The 21,776-nt window shown below is 53.0% G+C and carries 14 protein-coding genes; 4 read left to right on the forward strand and 10 right to left on the reverse strand.

From position 1 onward, the window contains the following. Positions 1 to 349: 349 nt before the first annotated feature. From ACYVB1_RS20965 to ACYVB1_RS20975, 3 genes are read left to right on the forward strand one after another with little or no spacing between them, the layout of a single operon-like run. A complete protein-coding gene (locus ACYVB1_RS20965) occupies positions 350 to 4,501 on the forward strand; it encodes an ice-binding family protein (protein ID WP_460925771.1) in 4,152 nt (1,383 codons plus the stop codon). A 7-nt stretch (positions 4,502 to 4,508) separates the two neighbouring features. Continuing rightward, positions 4,509 to 5,483 (forward strand): PorP/SprF family type IX secretion system membrane protein, encoded by a 975-nt coding sequence (locus ACYVB1_RS20970; protein ID WP_460925772.1) that lies wholly within the window; start codon positions 4,509 to 4,511, stop codon positions 5,481 to 5,483. An 18-nt stretch (positions 5,484 to 5,501) separates the two neighbouring features. Further along, a complete protein-coding gene (locus tag ACYVB1_RS20975; RefSeq protein ID WP_460925773.1) occupies positions 5,502 to 7,481 on the forward strand; it encodes an OmpA family protein in 1,980 nt (659 codons plus the stop codon). Between the two features lie 111 nt (positions 7,482 to 7,592). On the opposite strand, the gene ACYVB1_RS20980 is transcribed toward ACYVB1_RS20975, so the two are convergent. From ACYVB1_RS20980 to ACYVB1_RS21025, 10 genes are all read right to left on the reverse strand, one after another. Continuing rightward, the gene (locus tag ACYVB1_RS20980; RefSeq protein WP_460925774.1) at positions 7,593 to 9,362 is read right to left on the reverse strand and encodes a hypothetical protein; all 1,770 of its coding nucleotides are present in this window, start codon (positions 9,360 to 9,362) and stop codon (positions 7,593 to 7,595) included. Positions 9,363 to 9,408: 46 nt separating this feature from the next. Next, positions 9,409 to 11,598 carry a DUF4175 family protein gene (locus ACYVB1_RS20985; protein WP_460925775.1) on the reverse strand — a complete coding sequence of 730 codons (2,190 nt, stop codon included), beginning with the start codon at positions 11,596 to 11,598 and terminating at the stop codon, positions 9,409 to 9,411. Next, entirely contained in the window at positions 11,598 to 13,106 is a 1,509-nt protein-coding gene (locus ACYVB1_RS20990) for a BatA domain-containing protein (RefSeq protein ID WP_460925776.1), read from the reverse strand. The genes ACYVB1_RS20985 and ACYVB1_RS20990 overlap by 1 nt, the downstream gene beginning before the upstream one ends. A gap of 134 nt (positions 13,107 to 13,240) precedes the next feature. Continuing rightward, positions 13,241 to 14,134: a DUF58 domain-containing protein gene (locus tag ACYVB1_RS20995; protein ID WP_460925777.1), complete on the reverse strand. Its 894-nt coding sequence runs from the start codon at positions 14,132 to 14,134 to the stop codon at positions 13,241 to 13,243. Continuing rightward, positions 14,127 to 14,681 carry a hypothetical protein gene (locus tag ACYVB1_RS21000; RefSeq protein ID WP_460925778.1) on the reverse strand — a complete coding sequence of 185 codons (555 nt, stop codon included), beginning with the start codon at positions 14,679 to 14,681 and terminating at the stop codon, positions 14,127 to 14,129. Before ACYVB1_RS21000 ends, ACYVB1_RS20995 begins: the two co-directional genes overlap by 8 nt. Positions 14,682 to 14,709: 28 nt before the next feature. Continuing rightward, the gene (locus ACYVB1_RS21005; protein WP_460925779.1) at positions 14,710 to 15,705 is read right to left on the reverse strand and encodes an AAA family ATPase; all 996 of its coding nucleotides are present in this window, start codon (positions 15,703 to 15,705) and stop codon (positions 14,710 to 14,712) included. 74 nt (positions 15,706 to 15,779) lie between these two features. Continuing rightward, on the reverse strand, positions 15,780 to 16,397 hold the full coding sequence (locus ACYVB1_RS21010; RefSeq protein ID WP_460925780.1) for a DUF4159 domain-containing protein: 618 nt from the start codon (positions 16,395 to 16,397) through the stop codon (positions 15,780 to 15,782). Between the two features lie 85 nt (positions 16,398 to 16,482). After that, complete coding sequence (locus ACYVB1_RS21015; RefSeq protein WP_460925781.1) at positions 16,483 to 17,799, reverse strand: TldD/PmbA family protein; 1,317 nt, start codon at positions 17,797 to 17,799, stop codon at positions 16,483 to 16,485. A 31-nt stretch (positions 17,800 to 17,830) separates the two neighbouring features. Beyond that, entirely contained in the window at positions 17,831 to 19,477 is a 1,647-nt protein-coding gene (locus ACYVB1_RS21020; protein ID WP_460925782.1) for a TldD/PmbA family protein, read from the reverse strand. A 240-nt stretch (positions 19,478 to 19,717) separates the two neighbouring features. Continuing rightward, positions 19,718 to 20,356, reverse strand: a complete 639-nt coding sequence (locus ACYVB1_RS21025; RefSeq protein ID WP_460925783.1) for a septal ring lytic transglycosylase RlpA family protein — start codon at positions 20,354 to 20,356, stop codon at positions 19,718 to 19,720. A 327-nt stretch (positions 20,357 to 20,683) separates the two neighbouring features. Between ACYVB1_RS21025 and ACYVB1_RS21030 the strand changes: the two genes are divergently transcribed. Then, positions 20,684 to 21,592 carry a DUF72 domain-containing protein gene (locus ACYVB1_RS21030; RefSeq protein WP_460925785.1) on the forward strand — a complete coding sequence of 303 codons (909 nt, stop codon included), beginning with the start codon at positions 20,684 to 20,686 and terminating at the stop codon, positions 21,590 to 21,592. The last annotated feature ends 184 nt before the right edge of the window (positions 21,593 to 21,776 follow it).

A 21,776-nucleotide genomic window follows, 5' to 3' on the forward strand; every position in this document is an offset into this window, starting at 1 on the left:
TTGAATCCGTAACTTATTTTGTCGTCTTATTAAATAATATCAAGCAAGTATATTTATTTATCGCTATAATTGCATAGCTTTTAAGCACCTAAAAAAGTAAAATTCAAGAATCCTGTTTGTATTGCACTCTTGTTTTCAGATATTTAGCAGCACGAAGGAACACAACAGCCATTACAGGACTTAAACTGCTTTTTTATGAAGATATTTCATAAAAAAATTGTGTAAATAACTCAGGTACTTCAAATATCATATTTGCAAGTAGTTGATATTATACAAAATGTAAAAGCTAAACAGTGCCAGACATTATAAAGGAGAATATTAATTAGCAAAACATTTACGGTAAGACTTAATGAGACACCTTTTAGAAAAAGTCATATTCTTGCTGATTGGCTTTTGTATGTTCTCACTTGTTTCTTTTGCTCAAACCGCTCCATCGCTTGGTGCTGTTTATGAATTCAGTGCGCTTGCATCACAAAAAGTTGTCAGTGAGAGCAGCACTGTTGTACATGCAAGCGTGGGTACCTCAGACGGACCTATAGAAGGTTTCCCTCCAGGAGAAATCAAAGGAGAGAGACACGAGCAGAATCTTTATGCAAAGCTGGCCATAGCGGAGGCTCGTACCATACAGGCTGCCCTGGCTAACCTGCTTCCGACTTCCACGCTGAACGACGGAAACCTGGGAGGCAAAACCATTACCCCTGGTGTACATCGTGTAACAGGAAATGCCAACCTTAACGGGAAGCTGACCTTTAACGGGCAGGGCCGGGAAAATGCCGTGTTCATCATCCAGGTTTCAAACCGACTCCATATTCAACGGGCAGAATATGAAATGCTCAACGGCGCGAGCAGCATTAATATTTACTGGGTAATAGAGGATGAAGTGACAATAAGCAGAGGCACCTCTGCCATCGGAAACATCTTCTCCGGGAGCAACATTATTTTAAACGAAGGCGTCCAGCTGCAGGGGCGCCTGATAGCTCCTCAGGGTGAAGTGAGGCTGACAAACAACGTGCTTAACTTCCCTGCTGATTTGGAAATCAGCCTGAGCAAAACACCTGGCTCTAAAGGGGTGGATACCTACGACTTCGGGGAAATCATTACCTACACCATCAAAATCAGGAACAATGGCCCGGTAAACGAGAATGGGGTGGTTGTGAGCGGTATCCAGTATACAGGAGAGCTGCTGGGTTACACCTCTTCTATCCCGAACACTTCTTTCAACGGCAGCACCTGGACAGTAGGCAACCTGAACTATAAAGAGGAAGCTACTTTAACTATTACCGCCAGATTGAACGTAGCTGGCTCCGGCTACCTGAGGGCCCTGGTGTATGGATACGGAATCGATGAAGCAAGAAGCAACAACACCGCCAACCTCAGTTTTTGCGTGCTCCTTTCTGAAACAGGTGAGATAACAGGCCCTGCCGAAGTATGCGCAAATGAAAGCTACGTCTACAGCATCGCACCTGTGGAGGGTGCCACGCGCTACTCCTGGAGTGTACCTTCAGGCTGGAGCTATACCATGCTCAACAACACCAGCATCAGGGTAAGGACTGGCTCGAATGCTGGCTTCATCAAAGTTACAGCCAGCAACACCTGCGGCGAGGGCCCGGCCAGGGCTTTTGAAATAATCCCTATGAGTAACCCTCCGGCTAAGCCAGGCCCTATAACCGGACCTGTAAGCCTCTGCAGTAGCGGCGAAACGCTTACCTACAGCATTGCGGAACTGGCAAACACCTCCAGCTACACCTGGACAGTACCAACTGGCTGGACGATTGTAACGGGCCAGGGTACCACATCCATCACGGTGGCCGCCACAAGTAACGGTGGCCAGGTGCGTGTGCAGCCTGAAAACCCCTGCGGCGCTGGCGAGGCCCAGACACTGAATGTACAAATCTACAGTGAGGCACCGGCTGCACCGGACGCTATACGGGGTACCACACAAGGTTGTGCAGGCAGCACTGCAACCTACGAGGTAAGCCCTGTGGCAGGGGCAGGCACAGACGGCTATAAGTGGAGCGTACCAACCGGCTGGACTATTGTGTCTGGCCAGGGCACAAACAGAATAAACGTAAGGGTGGGTACCAGCGCAGGCGAAGTTTCGGTGCAGGTAGAGAACCCCTGTGGCACCAGCCCTGCCACCACCTTACCTGTGGAGCCAGTTTCAACAACTCCTGTTGCGCTTGGCCCCATTACGGGCGCACAAGCCACCTGTACTGTGGAGCAGGGCCTTGTCTATTCAGTTGATGCGGTTGCCACGGCCTTGAACTATGACTGGAAGTTTCCTTCAGGCTGGGTGATTACAGCAGGGCAGGGCACTAACAGGGTAACCGTAAATGCCAGCAGCAATGGCGGAGAGATTTCAGTAGCGGCTGTAAATGACTGCGGTGCCGGCGCCAGAAGCACCATCACCGTACAAACCACGCAGAACGCACCTGCTACACCAGGGGCCATTACCGGGACACCCTTCAGCTGTATCAACAGCACCAACACCATATACAGCATTGCCGCTGTGAGCGGAGCCACTTCTTATGTCTGGACGGTGCCGAACGGGTGGAGCATCACCTCCGGCCAGGGAAGCACAAGTATCCAGGTAACGGTGGGCACTGGCAGTGGCAGCATTACGGTAAAAGCCGTAAGTGCCTGCGGTACGAGTCCTGAGTCGTCTCTGTCTGTAGCACCTGTGTCTACTGCTCCGCTAAATGTGCAGCTGTCACAAAGCAACAACGATGTTTGTGCAGGCGCTACCGTTAGTTTTGAGGTGATAAGCACTGCCAACATCGGCACATTCTTCTGGGAAGTGCCTGCTGGCTGGACAATTGTATCCGGCCAGGGAACAGCGCAGGTAACGGTGAAAGCAGGAAACACTGCCGGTGTTATCAGCCTGATTGCGGGCAACGGTTGCGGAGAGACGAAGATGGAGAAGAACGTAACGGTTTCCACACAGCCCCCGGCCGTGCCGGGCGCTATTACCGGCAGCCAGGCTGTTTGCGGCAACAGCTCACAGCAATACAGAATCAACGCAGTTAGCGGAGCGGTTTCTTATAGCTGGTCTGTTCCTTCCGGCTGGGCTATTATTTCCGGCCAGGGCACCACTGCCATCGAGGTAAGGGCAGGTACTGTAGCAGGCGATGTCACGGTTGCGGCAGTAAACGGTTGCGGGGAAAGCAGCCACCGTTCGATACTAGCCGTAACGCCAGCCACAGGTGTGCCTGCAGCCATTGCGGCCATTCAGGCGCCGCAAAACGGTTTCTGCCAGGGCACCACCAACCTCACTTACAGTGTCACCGCCTTACCTGATGCGATGTCCTATACATGGGAGGTGCCAGCAGGCTGGGCCATTATCTCAGGCCAGGGCACTACCAGCATTACTGTTACAGCAGGCACTGCGGTAGGCCAGGTTAAAGTAACAGCTGCAAACGCCTGCGGCTCCGGCAGCACGAAAACGATAGATGTAGCACCACAGTCAACACCTGCTACGCCGCAAATAACAGCAGGCCCGCAGAACCCATGTGTGGGTGTAGCCACCACCTACAGCGTTACAGCCACAGAAGGAATAGATACTTATGAATGGGACGTGCCAACCGGCTGGACCATCCTGTCAGGCCAGGGCACAGCCACCATCGAAGTAAAGGCAAGCAGCGCTGCAGGTAAGGTGAAAGTGACAGCCAGAAACAGCTGCGGCAGCAGCGAGCCGGCAGAAACAGAAGTAGTGCCATCAGACGGGCTACCGGCCGCGCCCGGCGCTATTGAAGGCCCAGCCAATGTTTGCTCAGGCCGTTCGGTGGTGTACAGCATACCAGCTACCAACAGCTCCGCTTCTTATACCTGGAGCGTACCAGCTGGCTGGATCATCACGGCTGGCCAGGGCACGGGAGAAATCACAGTAGTGGCCGGAAGCGGAGCAGGCACGGTAGCAGTAGCCGCCAGCAGCAGCTGTGGCAGCACCGAGGGCCCGACCCTGCAGGTAAACGCTGTACCTATGGCCGCACCAACTACCATTATAGACCGCAGCACCCCTTGCGGAGGACTGGTATATGAAGCGGAAGTAGAAGCCGTTGCCGGGGCCACCACTTATACCTGGAGCGTACCGACCGGCTGGACCATTATGTCGGGCCAGGGCACCCCAAGAATCACGGTAACACCAGGAGAAAGCATTGGCCTGGTAACTGTGACAGCCAGTAACGGCATTTGCAGCAGCGACCCTATCAGCATCACACCCAACATAGAGCTGGCAAAACCGGATGTGTCATTCCCGAATGTGTTCTCGCCAAACAACGATGGCAACAACGACACCTGGACTATCCGCAACATACAGAACTACCCGCAGAATGAGCTGATTATCCTGAACCGCTGGGGCAATGAGGTATACAAGGCCAAGTCATACAAAAACAACTGGACCGGCGACAACCTGAGTGAGGGCACTTACTTCTATGTAGCGCGCCTGAAAATGTGCGACGGCAGCGACAAGACTTTCAAAGGATTTGTGACGATAGTAAGATAGCAAGGAGATGGCAAAGCATGTTAAAACAATCCGAATAGTACTGGGGCTTCTGTTGCTGGCAGCTGCTCCGGCTGCCTTTGCGCAGCAGGCACCGCAGTACAGCCAGTACATTTTTAACGAGTTGGTGATAAACCCGGCCTATGCGGGCAGCAAGCAGATCCTGAACATCAACACCACTTACCGTAACCAGTGGACAGGCTTTGAAGGCGCGCCCACTACACAAACAGTGAGTATCGACGGTCCCACGAACACCAAAAGCCTAGGTTGGGGCCTGCACCTGCTGAACGATGAAATAGGCGTACAGCGCCAGACAGCGGTATATGCCAACGCCTCTACCCGCATCGAACTGGACAGGTTCTCCACCCTTTCCCTTGGTGTGGCCGCCGGCGCCTCGCAGTACGTGCTGGACGGCACCAGGCTGGACCCTGGCTCCATGAGTGAAGTACCGGATGTTGCCATACCACAAGGGCGTGTGTCGCAGGTGCTGCCTGACCTGAAAGTAGGAGTGTTCTTTAACACCGAGCGCTACTATGCGGGTCTGTCTGCAGCCAGTCTCATTCCTTTCAAAGACAGCAGTACTGAGATTGCCACGCCACGCCGCCATTACTTCCTGTCGACAGGTTACCTGTTTGATTTGGACCGCAACATTCGCCTGAAGCCCAGCATCCTGATAAAGGAAGATTTCCGAAGCCCGACCAGCGTTGACCTGAACTCTTTCCTGCTCCTCTACAGCCGCCTCTGGTTGGGTGCCTCTTACCGCACTGCTCTGCCCATGTTCACCAAGCAGGCAATGAAGCAGCTGGACAAACGAAACGCTGTAGCCCTGATGGCGCAGGTATATGCCACGCCAAAGTTCCGGGTGGGCTACTCCTATGATATCAGCCTGAGCGCAATAAGAAATTACGGGAGCCATGAGGTATCACTCGGCTACACCTTCCTGCAAAAGAAGTATGGCCGCATCCTGACGCCCCGAAACCTATAATATTTACAGATTACCCACATGAGAACAAAGTTTACCCTGCTGCTACTGCTGTGGCTGATTATTGGAGGACCTGTGGCCATGAAAGCCCAGGACATGAAGCAGGCAGATAAGTATTTCCACAACTATGAGTTTAGCCTTGCCCTCGAAGCTTACAAAGCCATACTGGACAAAGGAGAGCCAAACCTGACCGTGGTGCAGCGCATTGCCGACAGCTACCGCATTCTGAACAACAGCCGCGAAGCCGAGTTCTGGTATGCGCAGGCCATTGCTTTTCCCGAGGCAGACCCTTCGAACATCTACCTCTATGCCGAGTCTGCGAAACGCAACGCAAACTATGCCAAGGCAAAAAAGCTGTTCCTGGACTACGGCCATAAAGTGCCGGGGCAGGCGGCTTTGGCACTGCGAATGGCCGCCTCCTGCGACACAGCCTTGCAATGGATGCAAAGGCCGGAGTCATTTAATGTACAGAAGCACGCAGGGGTTAACGGTGAGGGAGCAGATTTCAGCCCGGTAAAAATAACAGATGGCCTGCTATTTGCCTCCGACAGGTTGCTGGTAGACAAAAAGCAGCAGACAGAACGCAACAACTGGACAGGCAACGGTTACATACAGCTGTACCTGGCAAAGGCTACCTCGGACAGCACCTATGCCGCACCTGTACCGCTGCCGCCGTCTGTGAACACGGCGTATCACAATGGTCCCGCTGTTTTCCTGGAAAAAGAAAACACCCTGTACTTTACCCGCACACATGTGGTAAAGCGCAGCGCCGGCCATACGAACCCCGACCCGACCAGTTGGTTTAAAGGCACAGACAACCGCACCCACACCAACCGCCATGGCATTTACACGGCAGAGCGCAAAGGGGATAAATGGGGAAATGTAAAGCCTTTCAAGTTCAACAACACAAATGAATTCTCTATCGGGCACCCGGCTATAACGCCAGACGGGCAGGTATTGTACTTTGTATCAGATATGCCGGGAGGCTTCGGCGAAACAGACATTTATTACAGCGAGCGCCAGGGCGATGGCTCCTGGGGGAAGCCCGTAAATGCAGGCAGCAACATCAACACCAGCGGCCGTGAGAGTTTTGTAAGCCTGGGGGAAGATGGCAGCCTGTACTTCTCTTCGGACGGTCACCTTGGCATGGGTGGCCTGGATCTTTTTAAAGCAGCAGGGTCGCACAAGGCCTGGAAGAAAGTTCAGAACCTGAAATACCCGCTCAACACTGCGCATGATGATTTTGGTATATTAGCGGACAGCACCGGCAGCAAAGGCATGCTTTCCTCGGGTCGTCTGGCACAGAACGGTTCCGACGACATTTTTACTTTTGAGTCCTTTAAAGTACCGTGCACCCTGATTGGCAAAACAATCGAACGCTTTGCCATTGCCGGCACTTCCCGAAAGGCAGAAGAGCCAGTAGAGCAAGTGCTGCTGCAATTGACTGAAGAAGGAAGCGCCACACCACTGGAGGTGTACTCCGACAAAAACGGGGGCTTCATGTTCCCGGTAAAGGCAGGTACCAACTATACCATCAAAGGCTCCAAACCAGGCTACCTGACACAGACACTGAACATTACACCGGACTGCCGCTACAACACCGATTCAGTAAAAGTAGAGATGATTTTTAACCGCAGCATTCCTGATAAACCTATTGTGCTCGACAACATCTTTTATGACCTGGACAAGCATGACATCCGGCCGGACGCTGCCAAAGAACTGGATAAGCTGGTACGTACACTAAACGATAACCCTACCATCCGCATTGAACTAAGCTCTCATACCGATAGCCGCCAGTCTAACCGCTATAATGACATGCTATCGCAGCTAAGGGCTCAGGCCGCCGTGGATTATATCATCTCCAGGGGCATTAACAGAGACAGGCTGAAAGCAAAAGGTTACGGCGAAACTAAGCTTATCAACCGCTGTGCAGACGGTGTATCGTGCTCTGAAACAGAGCACCAGGAAAACCGCCGCACCGAGTTCAAGATTCTAAAGTAGTTTTAAGCATTCACTAAAAGCAGGAGGGGTTGCAGGTAACTTGCCTGCAGCCCCTCCTGCTTTAGATAGTCCCATAAAACGCGATGCGCAGCTCCTGGGAGGTTTTCTGCTTTAAAATTTCTCCTCAAGCCACAGGAATCCGCTGCTCAACACAAACAGCAGAAAGAACCAGAAGAGCGGCACCGGCTCTTCTTTGTAAGCAACGGCTGCGTCCGTAACAGGAGCAGCGTTTTGTTGTGCGACAAAGGCCTGGGTTGCCTGCTGCTTTTCCTGTATGGTTGTAAAAGACCAGTCTGCAGCCCCCTGTACATAGATAAGATAGGGCGGCGCATCAGGTATTTGGACCTGGTGCCAACCACTGCGGCGGGGCCAGAAGGTCCCGCTGAACTGCGTAGGCTGCACAGGGTCCTGCGCCAGGGGCAGGTTCACGCTGGATGAATCTGCCATATAAGTCACGGTAGCGGAAGGCACATCAGCGCCAGCAGCAGCATTATCAGTGAAGGTAAGCGTAAGTGGCTGGTTTGGCCTGGGCACCTGCGGCAAGGAAAGTTGCCAGAACCGTTCCTGCACCTCCTGCTTTGCCACTGCCGACAGTAAGTTTGACCAATAACTGGCGTATATCCCTTCTTTCCCCTCCAATTGCCACGGGAAGGTCTGCGGCACCAGGCTCATGGCTACTTTTCCCCACCCTGCCTGCTTTGCACCTGCCAAAAGCTGGCCATTTTGCTCTGCTACCAGACCTGCTACGGCCGTTGTGTTCACCAAGGTGTAAGGAGCTGCGGCAGCGGTGGCCGAGGTATTGTCGGCCCAGGAGGCACGGGTGCTGCGGGTGTCCTGCTGCGAGAGCCTTCGTGTCTGGAAAGATGTAAAAAAGCTCGTGTTGCGGCTGTTAACGGGTGCATTCGTAATTGTTAGCACGCCCAAGCCCTCTTCTGCTACGGCACGTTCTAAAACAGCCCGCTCTCCGGCGCTTAAGTCCTGCAGTGCCTGCGCTTCAGTGATGACTACATCAAACTGCTGCAGGAGCCTCGGTGTAAGGCGGTTTAAGTTTGTTCGCGGCATATTGAGCCATTCGCTCTGGCTCATGCCCTTGCTGATAGTTGTACGCAAGGCCACCCGGTGCTGCTGCTCCGCCAGGTGATTCTTCAGGAAACGGAACTCGAACAGCGGCGAAGATGCCAACAACAGCACACCCAGTTCCTGCACTGGTTGCACCTCTATCGGCACTTGTCCTAACGTATCGGCTTTCTCCCCTGACTTTTCCACCACACTATACACAAACTGCCCTGCCTGCCTGGGAGTGTAGCGAAGTTCAAAGCCAGCTGTAGTACCCGCTGTCACTTCCACAGAGTCCCGCACCGTTCCCGCCGCCTGAAGATAAAGCCAGGTACTTGCCTCACCTCCCGGAGTGTATCGCCCGCTTACCGCTACTGCTTCTCCTAACTTTACTTTCTCAGGCCAATGTACAGCAGCCATGCCAGCAGGTTTGGCAGAGAGATACGGTTGCACCTGTACCCCTTCCAGCGCCTGTAGTTCTTCTGCCTGCAGTCCATACCCCAGCAGGTGCACTTTATTAAGCCCGGGCTGCTCCTGCCGCAGGAGGTACACACTCTCTACAGGCGTCGCATCACCTGCAGCTGTTTTATAGCTATAGAGCCGGGGTTCAGCGGCTGCTTGCCGGAGCAGTTGTTGTAGTGTATCGCTGTTATAGCCTTCGGTTAACAGAATAGCGGTGCTGGGGTTGATGGCCTGCTGCGTGGTGGGCGGGAAGACCAGCAACAACAGGCTGATGCCTGTCACCACACTAGCCAATAGCCGCCACACCAGCCGCTGCCGGTTGGGGCGTCTCCAGGCGAGCCACAGCAGGAGGAGTGTAACCAAGGCAGCAACTATCCAAATGATATATGGAGGAAAATTCTGTAGCAAGTTAGTTAGCGTTTAGCTGTTTCAGGTATTGCCGGGAAAGCGGACTTCGGCGAACGGTTTCCTGCTGCGGTGTCATTTCTGCAGGTGGCAACAAGGCCACCCACGCCCGCTCCACAGTGGCAAGGCAGGATTGGCAGAGCGTTTCCCCACTGTTCATGTCGGAGATGAGCGTACGCAGGTCCTGCAAGGCACGCAGAAAACTCCCCGGCCTGTTCAATGCCTGCTGTGCCAGCTCCTGCCCCGCCTGCTCTAACACCTGCACATCCTGTAATCTGTATTTGCCTTGCCTTTTATAGCGCTCCAGCCAGTCCAAAGCAGCACGGGTATGGGGCAGTTTTGTCTCCGCTTTTATAGACTGCCTTTCAGATAGCGGCGTAATCTTATCCAGTTCCCCCGACAGGCGTAATTCCGGTTCTTTCAGGGGTGGCGCCTCAAAGCCCGTTTTAGCCACATAAGCCCGTTGCGACTGCTGCACCTCCTTTAACATGCGCAGCGCCTTATACTCGAAGGGCAGCGCCTCTTTGGGTTTGTGCGTGCGAAGCCGCAGCTCTGCTTCCCACATCTGCGCCAGTGCCCCTTTCAGTTTGGCTTTCACGGCAGGTTCAAAAATGGTAGCCTCCCCTTCCTGGTCGTGCTTGTGCATATAGGGGTCGAGCAGCGCCTGCGGGTCGTTTTGGTTCTCGAACTCCGGGTGGTCGTGGCCGTCGCCGGCGGAATGCTCCGCCTCCTCATGCCCTTCGGCACCTTCCGGTATACCTCCACCCGGCCCGATGCCCGACTCTGATTCTTCTCCTAAAAATTTGCCATAGCGCAGGCGCAGCAGTTTCTGGTCTACTCCTATGTTGTTGGAGCGCTCCTCAAAAGCGGTGCGGAAGATACTTTTTTGCTCCGCCAGTAGTTTTTCAGTATCAATAATAATCTGGCGCTGGCTCCGGAAATACTCCGGCACCGGGTTTACTCCCATCGACATATCGAAGGCAGCTTCTACAATGGTGGTGTCTTCTATCTCTACAAAGTAGGTTTCGGAGCGGGTGTAGCCGCGGTGGTTGTCCCAGGCCTGCACGTAGAAGTATAGCTCATCGCCATACGTCATACCCAGTTGCTGCAGGTCCAACGTTTTGTTCACGGTAAAGCTGCGGCGGGTACCGCTCAGGCCCAGGCTGATTTTCTCCTCCCGGAACTTCACCGCCTCTCCTGTACCCTTGGCTACGGTCGCAATCATGTTGGCCTCCCGTATGCCGTAGTCATCGGAGAGTTGTGCCTGCAGGCTCACCCGCTGCGGCTCGCCAAACAGGATTTCGGTGTACTGCTTCGGCTGCTGCACCTGAATAGCAGGCGCCTCGTCCGGGATAATCTCTATGGTATAAAAAGCGGACTTCTGCCCGTTGAGGTTGAGGTGGTAAACGGCAGGCACTGTAAAGCTGCGCGCCAAAACGTAGGCATCTTCCCCAGCTGCTAAATCAGCCGCATCCGCCTCGTTCAGTACCAGTTGCAAGGTTCCGGCCGGTTTATTTGTGCGGACGCGCCACCTAACGGTAGCACCTTCTTCCACCCGTATGTTCGGACTTTCAGCTGGATAGGCGCTTTTGCCGGTATAAGCCGGAGGCGTAATCGTAATGTCGATGCCCTCTATAACAGTTGCCGTGTCTGTAGCCGTGGGAGGTGCACCCGGAAAGTGCACCTGTATATCTTCTGGTGCATCGCTTGCTGTAAGCGGAGCCGCTGGTAAGTACAGAATACCCGCTGATAATACAAGGGCCAGGCCTAACGCCACATAGGTAGCGGTGCTGCGCAGGCTGAAGGTTTTCTCTTTCTCCGGATGAAGCTTCTCAAGTGTGGCAGCCACTATCTGCTGCTGCAGCCTTTCCAGCAGGTTGAGGTTGCCGGAATCGCGGAGGAGCAGTTCTGTGCTGTCTTCCAGTTGCGGGTACTGCCGGTTGAGGTGCCGCGCCACCTGCTCTACATTGGTTTTCCGGATGCTACTCCAACGCATCAAAAAATAGATTACTCCCGCCAGCAGGATGGCGATAGACGTGGCAGCAAGCACAGGTACTTCAAGCCGCCACTTGTAGAGAACCGCAACGCCCACAGCCATGATAGCCAGCGCCTGCAGGGCATACAGCAGCCCCTTCGCCTGCACATACTGCCGGCGAATACGGTGGAGAATCTGAATGCTGTTGTCTGAAACCATTACTGTACTGTTGCACGCCTTCCGGCAATAAACCTTTCAATCAAAAATAACACAAAAGCAGCTAACACCACCCATGGCAACAGGGAGACACGCTGCGCCTCGGGTTCCGCCACCGTGGTTACAGCCAGCTCCCGGACAGGCTTTAACTGCTGCTCGTCCAGTGCCCTTACATCATATTTGCCTGCTTCCTGGGTTGGGAACAGCAAGGGCAGGAGCAACTCCGGCAGCTGCGCACTCTGCCCTAAGCCACTCCACGCCGGGCTAAACCCGCTTCGGAAATGATAAATGAGCCCCTTGCCGCTTTGCTGCACCGTCAGCAGTGCCTCACCGCTGTGTGTTGCCCAAATGGTTTGTTGGGCATCCTCCGCTGCAGTCTCGCTGACTTGATTTACCGCTACCTCTTCTCCGTTTGTAGTTAAACTTGCTTTGATGGTCCTGGGCTCAGCAGGAGATTGCATCCACAGTTTCAGGCCCTGTTCGGCTACCTGCTGCTGCAGTTGCGCCGGCACCTGCCCTCCTTGTAGCCAGAATACCCAGTCAGCCGTGGTATCCTGTGCTGTGGTGATAGCAATGGGCAACTCTGTATAGCTACTGATAGCACCAAGCGCAGCCTGCAGGTAACGCAGTTCCGGCTGCTGCGCTTCGTCGGCAAACACAGCTACAGAAAGCGGCTCCGTCTGTACCCGCACCTGGCTGATATTTTTGCCCGGAAGTGTAGCCTGCAGTGTATCGTCCTGCCTTTGTAGCTGCACCTGCTTGTTATTTACTGTTATGCTTTGCGCAGTGGCAGGAACAAAATGACGGCTGTAGGTAATGCCTTCGCGCGTGCCATTCCCGATAAACAGCAACAAGGAATCAGAAGGGGTCTGAACCGCCGTCTGCAGCCAGGTAGCAGTAGCTTCGGAGGCAACCGGAATCCAGCGGATATTTTCTGAAACAGCAGCAGGACGGGTGCCTGCATAATATCGCTGCTGGTCTGAGGTAAAGATCCAGACGCTATCCTGTGGCCGCGGGTGTCGCTCTTCTAAAACAGGTAGTAGGGCCCAATAATTGGCGTTGCCTGAAATAGCTGAGTCTGTAGCACTGCTGCTTAGCCTTTGCCATTGCTCCTGTGAGATACCGGCAAAGTCTGGTGTATAGGTATGCAAGCGGTAGCCACGCTGCAGCAGCGAATCGATGGAAGGCTGAAGCTGTTGCCGTGCGGCAGAGGCATACAGTAGCTCCTGCCCCACATATACTGCCTTTCGGCTTTCCGGTGCTTTGGGCGGCCGCACGAGCACTGGCTGCGCCAGGGCTACGGCCAGCAGAAGCAGGATAAGGCAGCGCAGCACGAGCAGCCAGACATTGTTCAGCCTGATGCTGCTCCAGCGGTTACTGGCCGATGCTTCCAGCCAGCGTAAGCTGCCCATCTTCACCGTCTTTCCCTGCCGCTTGTTCCAGAGGTGGATAGCGATGGGAACAAGTATGGCAAACGCTGCAAAAAGCCAATGTGGAGCGAGAATTATCAATTTTGAATAACTGAATTTTGAATGACTGAATCAATTTTATCCGGATGCTGAATGCACTGGCTATACATCAGTGCCTCGGCATAAGATAGAGAATGCATGGGAATGACGAAAAACAACAATTTAGCAATTAACCCTTACCCATAGACTAACCGCTTCTGCAGGAAGGTGCGGAGGGCTTTATCGAGGGGCTCATCCGTTACAAACCGGTCATAAGCAATCTGGCGGTTGCGCATGTCATGCTCTGTTTGCTGCAGCCAGTCCTGCAGCCGTGCAAGATACGCCTTGCGCTGTTCGGCAGTACTTACCTGCATTGTCTGTCCTGTTTCAAGGTCCTCGAAAGTAAGGGTGCCACTGAAGCTGAAGTCCAGCTCGTTCCGGGCCATCAGGTGAAACAGCAGTAATTCGTGGCGCTGGGCACCTACCTTATCAAGCAAATCTGATATCTCATTTTCCTGCTCGTACAGGTCTGTCAGGAACACTGTCAGTTCTTTCTGCCGCCTGTCGGCGAGCAGGTTGTTCGCTGCCTGCGCATCAGGAAATTTGCCCTGCGGCTCCACTTCGCTCAACTGGTGCCAGAAGCGCTGCAGGTGCATGTTGTCGGAGCGGGGCGTGAGGTTAATTAGTTGCTCCTCGTGCAGCACATACAGGCCCACGGCATCGCCCTGCAGGGTAGCCAGGTACGCCAGTGAGGCGACCAGGAAGCGGGTATAGTCCATCTTCCGCAGCCCGTTCTCATCTTCATGCGCCATCGAGGCGCTGCCGTCTACTACAAACCGCACCGTAATGTTCGTATCTACCTCCGACTCCCGGATATAGTAGCGGTCGGAGCGGGCAAATATTTTCCAGTCGAGCTGCCGTAGGTCGTCGCCGGGCTGGTAGCTCCTGTACTGGCTGAACTCCAATCCGGCTCCACGCCGCAGGCTCTGGTTCTGCCCCGCAAGAAAGCCTTCTACCACCGTGCGGGCCAACAGGGGCAAATCTTTGATGATAGCCAGTACCTTCGGATCTATGAATCTTTCTTTAGACAAGGGTATGCCGCAGTTTCAAGTCTTTGATTTTTGCTTCAATCAGCGCATCGTGCAGCATAATGTTCACGCCTCCTACCAGTTCCTGCCTTGCCTGCAGCATATATTTGTTTGTCTGAGAGTAGAACACCATGGCGCAGTCATGCAGCCGGACTTTCTCTCCGGGCTTGTTACAGTTCTGGTAAATCTCTATCATCAGAACCGGGTCAGAGAATATCTTTAGGCTGGAGAGTTTCCCAAACTGAAGGGAGCCTTCCTGCCACAAAGGCGCATTACTCACATTTATCTCAAACTCATAGTATGTACTTGCCTCTTTCGAGCACGTTCTGTAGTCAGCACTTATGTTGATGTAGGTTCGGAGTTTGTCAGGTGCCTGGGTGATGGTAGAAAGTGCCAGTGCGAAGCCATTTGACCAAAACACATAGCTATCCGCGACACGCTCTACCTGTAGTTTATCAGAGTAGAAAAAGTATATTCTTTCCCCCAGCACGTTTCTCAGAATCCTTAACTGGTCATCCGGTATCTTAACAATGTCTACTTCTTCCTGCATATGCGCTGTCTTTGATAGGTTTCAGATGCTATAGCAATACGGCCTTTGGTAACTTAATGTGCAGCAGCAACTCCTCTACTACCCGGTCAGGGGTGATGCGCTCTGCCTCTGCTGTAAAGTTAACGAGCACCCGGTGGCGGAGCACAGGGTATGCCATCGTTTGTATGTCGGCAGCCGTTACAGCAAAGCGGTTGTGCAGCAGCGCACGCGCCTTGGCTGTGAGTATGAGCGCCTGCCCGGCTCTCGGCCCGGCCCCCCAGCGGCAGTAGGTTTTCACAAAGTCTGCTGTGGTGGTATCGGGGCGGGTGGCACGTACGATGTGGTTTACGTATTGCAGCAGCTCTTCGCTGATACTTACTTCACGCACAAGCTGCCGTAACTGCAGCACCTCCTCCCCAGCCAGGCTGGACTGCACCTGCGCCTGCCTGGTGCCGGTGGTATTCGCCAGAATGTTCAGTTCTTCCTGCTCTGTCGGGTACTTTATTTTGATATAAAGCAGGAAGCGGTCTAACTGCGCTTCCGGCAGTGGATAGGTTCCCGCCTGCTCTATCGGGTTTTGGGTAGCCAGCAGGAAGAACGGCCGCGGCAACGGGTATGTTTTGCCGGCATAGGTCACCTCGTACTCCTGCATTGCCTCCAGCAGGGCCGCCTGGGTTTTGGGCGGGGTTCGGTTAATTTCGTCTGCCAGCACGATGTTAGAGAAAATTGGCCCCTCGTTGAATTTGAAAAAGCGCTTGCCGGTCACATGGTCCTCTTCCAGCACCTCGGTTCCCAGTATGTCGGTCGGCATTAAATCCGGGGTGAACTGTATACGCCGGAAGCCAAGGTCCATGGCATTGGCTAAGGTGCGCACCAGTAAGGTCTTGGCCAGCCCCGGCACGCCTTCCAGCAGGCAGTGCCCGCCAGCCAGCAGGGTAATAAGCACTTCGTCCAGCACCTCCTCCTGCCCCACAATTACTTTCTGTATCTCCTGCTTTAGCTTAGGCAGCTTGTTGAGCAGGTGATGTATGTCTTGTTCTGTCATTTATAAATGTTGCTTAGCACAGACACTCGCAGGAGCTGCGCACGCTGCGAGGTCAAACATGGTTGTTCCGCACTTCAACTCGTCAGTGCATACATGATGATGTTAACGCCGAACTTGGTGTTGTCCTCGGCCAGCCAGCGCTTATTCCGGAAGTCGTAGTCCCATTCGCAGCCGTAGTCTTTGTTGCTGTAGAGCACTGCTATTCGCCCGTTTACTTCAATCGCCTTCAGGTAATCGTGCACGAGGTCATCGCCCCAGCCATTCAGTTCGAAAGAAGTCGTGGGTGGGCCCTCCTCAAAGGTGAAGAAGGATTTATACAGCTTATGGTTGTTTGGGATTTTCTTCAGGGCATTCTGCCCGAATATCTGCCGCATTTGCTCTTCAAAAGAGCGTGCAAAGAGGCCGTCGATGTCGTGGTTGCAATCGTCTACAAACACAAAGCCGCCGTTGCGCACATAGGTCTCGAAGTTCTGCCGCTCCTTCTGGTTAAACTGCACCAACTTATGGCCGCTCAGGTAACTGAACGGGTAATTGAACAGCTCTGCGCTTTCCAGCGACACCACCTTCTCCTGCTCCTCTACCTTTACCGTCGTGTACTGGATAAGCGAGTGCAGCAGGTTACTCGGCATACGCGGGTCCGTATCCCAGTTGCCGGAGCGGTACTGCAGGCGCACGAAGGTGAAGGGTTGCACAGGTGGTAAGTTAGTTGAAATAAAGTATAAAAAAGAATGCCGCACACAGATATGCTGCATGCGGCATTCGAACTTTCAGCAGTGCTTATACCGCATCTGATAAGCTGGTGAACGTAAAGTCACGAATCTTCATCGGTGGAACCAGGCTGCCGTTGATACGCTGCGGCCTTCCGAGCGCTTCGAGGTTGTTCAGCATGATAACAGGGCTTTCGTTAAAGCGGAAGTTTTTCACCGGATACATGATTCTGCCGTTCTCGATATAGAAAGTACCGTCGCGGGTAAGGCCAGTATAAAGCAGCGTTTGCGGGTCTACGGCACGGATGTACCACAGGCGTGTTACCAGAATGCCACGCTGCGTGCTCTTGATCATGTCCTCCAGCGACTGGTTGCCACCTTCCATGATGGTGTTCCCCGGAGGTGGAATAGAAGCAGCGCCTTTGTTAGAGGCCCAGTAACGGGTGTTATACAGGTTCTTTACCACGCCCTTGTCTATCCAGGTTACTTTCTGCTGTGGGCGGCCATCGCCTGCAAACGGAGCGGAAGGCACTTCCGGATGAGATGGGTCAGAATATACTGTAATGCGCTCATCTACCAGTTTTTCTCCCAGTTTTGTTTTGCCACCTGATTTGCTCAGGAAGCTTCGGCCTTCTTCTGCGGCACGCTGGTCCATGTTGCTGAACATGTTGCGGAGCAGATCAATAGAGGCAGCAGGCTCCAGAATGACAGTATACTTTCCTGGCTCCAATGCCCGGGCGTTACGGGAGTTGGCTGCCTTTTCAGCGGCTATCTGGGAAGCCTTGCCTGTGTCCAGTTTGCTGATATCGCTGTAATCCTGGGTCACGTAGCCGGATCCGGTACCGTCTTCTGTGCGCATCGTTACTGAGAAATCCACCACTGTAGACGGATGATAGGCAAACAGACCCTTCGAGTTCATCTTGGCTGTGAAGTTGCTGTAGTGCTCCAGGAAACCCGCCGCTGTTAAGCCTTTGGCAGAAGCAGCTTCAATGCTTTTGGCGGCAGCCTCGGCACGGTATGCCGGGTCTACGTTGTGGGTGCTGCCGAAAAACTCTTTTGTAACCGCATATTTCTGTGGCCCGAGCAGCTCAATATATTCCGGGCTCTCCGGGGCCAGCTTCGCTGTATCCTCGGAACGCCTGATGACCTTTTCTAAAGATTTGTCGTCGAACTCGTTGATGGTGGCTACACCAGAGCGCTTCCCAAAACGGGACTCTACCGACATCGAAATATTCTCTTCCGAGCCGCTCGTAGATACCTCATTTCTGGCATAGCGGATGTTACCGCCTGATGTGCCGGTGAGTGTTATTTCACACTCATCAGCCCTTGAGAAAGCCAGCGCCTTTTTCAGTATGGCCTGTGCTTCTTCCTGTGTTAATATTGCCATTGTAGTTAATGCTAATTTTGAAGGTAAAAGACTAAATCTTACGCGCCGTATTGATCACGTTCACACCATTAAAGCGGGTGTGAGCAGAGCCATGTGACACTGCACTGATTTGGCTCGGCTGCCCCTTTCCGTCGAAGAATGAGCCGAACAGGCGGTAATCGCTTTCGTCGCACATGTCGGCGCAGGAGTTCCAGAATTCCTGGGTATTGCTCTGGTACGCCACATCCTCCAGCGGACCTACAATTTTACCTCCTTTAATTTCGTGGAAAGTAGTACCACCGAACTGGAAGTTGTAGCGCTGCTGGTCGATGGAGTAAGAGCCACGGCCTGCGATATAAATACCTTTGTCTACACCTGCAATCAGCTGGTCTACGTTCTTCTTCTCCTTGCCCGGAGCCAGTGACACGTTTGGCATGCGCTGGAACTGCACAGAGCTCCAACTATCGGCGTAGCAGCAACCGTGCGATTCCTTTTCACCGATGATGTGCGCCTGGTCACGGATGGCCTGATAGTTTACCAGCGTACCATTCTTAATCAAATCCCACTTCTTCGTCTTCACACCTTCGTCATCCCAGCCTACATAGCCCAATGAGCCCGGCTGTAATTTATCTGCAAAGATGTTGACTTTATCAGAGCCGTACTTAAAGTTTTTCCCCTTCCACTTATCCAGCGTAGCAAAAGAAGTACCGGCATAGTTTGCTTCATAGCCTAATACACGGTCAAGTTCCAGCGGGTGCCCTACAGATTCGTGGATGGTGAGGCCGAGGTGGTTCGGGTCAAGCACCAGGTCATACTTGCCAGCCATCACCGACTTAGCCGTCAGCTTCTCGCGTGCCTGCTTGGCAGCCAGCGCAGCGTCCTCCAGCATGTCGTAAGCGTAGCGGTAGCCTACCAGGCCAGTACCGGCCGGGCCTTTGATTTTCTCTGATGCCTTTGGGTTCATGTACTCATAGCCCATGCCCATTGGCGCACTCAGTGCCTCGCGGGTTTTAAACTTGCCTGAGGCCTTGTCTACAGCCGTTACTGTAAAGTTTGGCCAGATGCGGTGGATGTCCTGGTCGATGTAGGAGCCTTCGGTGGAGGCAAAGTACTTCTGCTCGTTCACCTGGAACAGAGCGGAGTTCACGAAGTTGGCACCGTTTTCCATTGCCTTCGCGTTGGCAGCCAGCAGCAAATCAGCTTTCTCAGCTACAGGTACTTCAAAAGCATTCTTCTCAATAGGAGTTTTCCAGCTTACTTCGCCATAGCCAGGCACCGGAGCCAGCTGCACCGGCTCTTTCTGCAGCTTTGCATTGGCCTTGGCAATGGCCACGGCCTGCTCGGCAGCTTTGGCTACGCCTTTATCGGATACATCGGAGGTGGCGGCAAAACCCCAGGTGCCATTGGCCAGCACGCGCACGCCCACACCAAATGACTCGGCATTCACGATGTTCTGCACCTGCTTTTCACGGGTAAAAATGTACTGCTGCAGGTAACGGCCAATGCGCACATCAGCGTAATTGGCACCTTTTGATTTAGCAGTGTTCAAAGCGACATCAGCCAGGCGCTTTTTCAGGGCAGGGTCTACCTGCTCCAGCATGCGCTCTGGCGAGATTACATCGCCGAACACAGGGATAGAAGGCAGCATTAAGCCTCCAAAACCCAGTGCCGATAATTCAAGGAAGTTTCGTCTTTTCAAGGTAATGTTTGTTAGTTACAGGTTAGTGCATTCGTTTGGATAGCTAAGTATAATTAAATGCCCTTGCTTTTCAAAGTTGTGCCACCGGTTATAAGCTAAAAAGCCAGATTTCCTGGACTAATGCGGTGCACAGCCCCTCTAAAAGAGGGGCATAGACAAGTGCCCCATAAAAACAAAAAGCAGAAAGCGCAGGAATTGGTTTCCTGCGCTTTCTGCTTTCAAGGAGAAAAGAGATGCTACTTATCCTTCTTTTACAAGGCCAGACAGCCCTTCTTCCTTTAACAGTTCGTTGAAGGCTTCAGCTTGCTGGCGGCTCTCGAAACGGCCTGCTCTGATACGGTGTATTTTTTTGCCCCTGAAATGCTCGTTTGTCAGCTCCACATCCAGGTGCTTGTCAAACGCTTTCAGTTTCTGGCTCAGGCGCTCTGCATTCTTAATGCTGGTGTAGGTGCCTGTCTGGATGGTGAAGATACCGGCGTTTGCAGGATTATAGTCCATTGGAAGCTCCAGCACTTCTACTTTCACATTCCCGATACCATCGGCGTGGAACTCAAGCTTGCGGGCTGCCATCTCTGACACATCAATGATGCGGTCCCCCACAAATGGCCCTCTGTCGTTGATGCGAACAATCACAGATTCATTGTTCTCAAGGTTGGTCACTTTTACCTTCGTGCCAAAGGGAAGTGTTTTATGCGCGGCGGTCATTTTGTTCTTATTGTAAAGTTCTCCGCTGCTGGTTGGCTTGCCATGGTACTGGCTTCCGTACCATGAGGCCTCACCCTTTTGTGTGTCGTTGTTTTGGGCGAGAATGGATTGGCTGATGCCAATGAATAGAAAAATGATTACTGTTAAAATGTAGCACTTTCTATTATAAATCATATCGCTTAATAGTTGGTGAAGCCGTAAAGGTAGATAAAATTTCTTAAACCGAGCCTTATACGGCGCTTTGAGCGGTTTGATGTGGAGGGATACAGCCTCAGTTGCTGCGGATGCTATAGGTCATGATTTAGCAAAATGTACGTTTACAGCACGTATGGCCATTTTTTCATGTGTTAAAAAATAATGAAAAAAAATTTAAAATAAAAACTAAACCAGCCGAAAAAAAAGGCCCATTTTACTTGTTTCAGGAAAAGAAGTGGTTGGGCGAAAGCTCCTCTTTCCGCCTTCACTCAGCTGCAAACGTACAGGAAAAACAAACCCGAAATTATGGACTTTGGGAAGCTACAAGACATCAGCAACGTAGACTTTACGCTGCCCCCTAACCACCCCGATACACTGCCCCTGCTACAGCGCTCAGGCTCCTACGTTAAGCCTGTTGTGCACATTGGGCTGCCGGTGTGGGTGAACAAAGCCTGGAAGGGCGCTATCTACCCCAGCAGCATGCCCGACAAAGACGCTTTGCTGTGGTACGGAAAGCAGTTCAGCACCATCGAGCTCAACAGCACGCATTACCACATCCCGAGCCCCGACACCATCGACCGCTGGCGGCAAACAGTACCACATGGCTTTACTTTCTGCCCTAAGTTTCCGCAACTCATCAGCCATGAAGCCGCCTTACGCAGCACCCACGACATAACCGCCGCTTTCTGCTCTGCTATTGCAGGCCTGGAGGACAAATTAGGAGATGCCTTTCTGCAGCTGCCGCCTACCTTTAGTCCACGCCAGCTACCTGATTTAGAGGCATTCCTCCAGTTTATACCGGAAAGCATTCCGCTAACAGTGGAGTTGCGTCACCCCGGCTGGTTTACAGACAATGTCGCCTCGCTGGAACTGTTTGAGGTGCTGGAAAAGTATAAGGCAGGCACGGTGTTAACCGATGTGGCTGGCCGCCGCGATGTGCTCCACATGCGCCTCACGACACCTTCGGCCATGGTCCGGTTTGTAGGCAACGGCCTGCACCCGACAGACTACACCCGCATTGACGCCTGGGTGGAACGCCTGCAGCAATGGTTTGACAGTGGCCTGCGACAACTCTATTTTTTTGTACATGAACCAGACAACGTGCTGGCACCGGAACTGGCCACTTACCTCATCCAGCAACTGAACAAAGTATGCGGCTTTAGCCTTAAGCCTCCAAAGAAGTATGTACAGCCGGTGCAGGGGGAGCTGTTTTGATAAACCATTGTTTCTTACCATGCGCTTTCAAGCCTAACCTGCTTCTAGGTGAGGCTAACGGAAGATTGCAGTAGTAGCTGATTTCATAGCCATAACAACCAGGAAATCGTACTATTCATTTATGAATTGCTTTTACCCGTTGTTAAGCATACTTGCAGGTCAGGTCCTGCCATAGCCATGCTAG

This window comes from Pontibacter brevis (assembly GCF_054779655.1).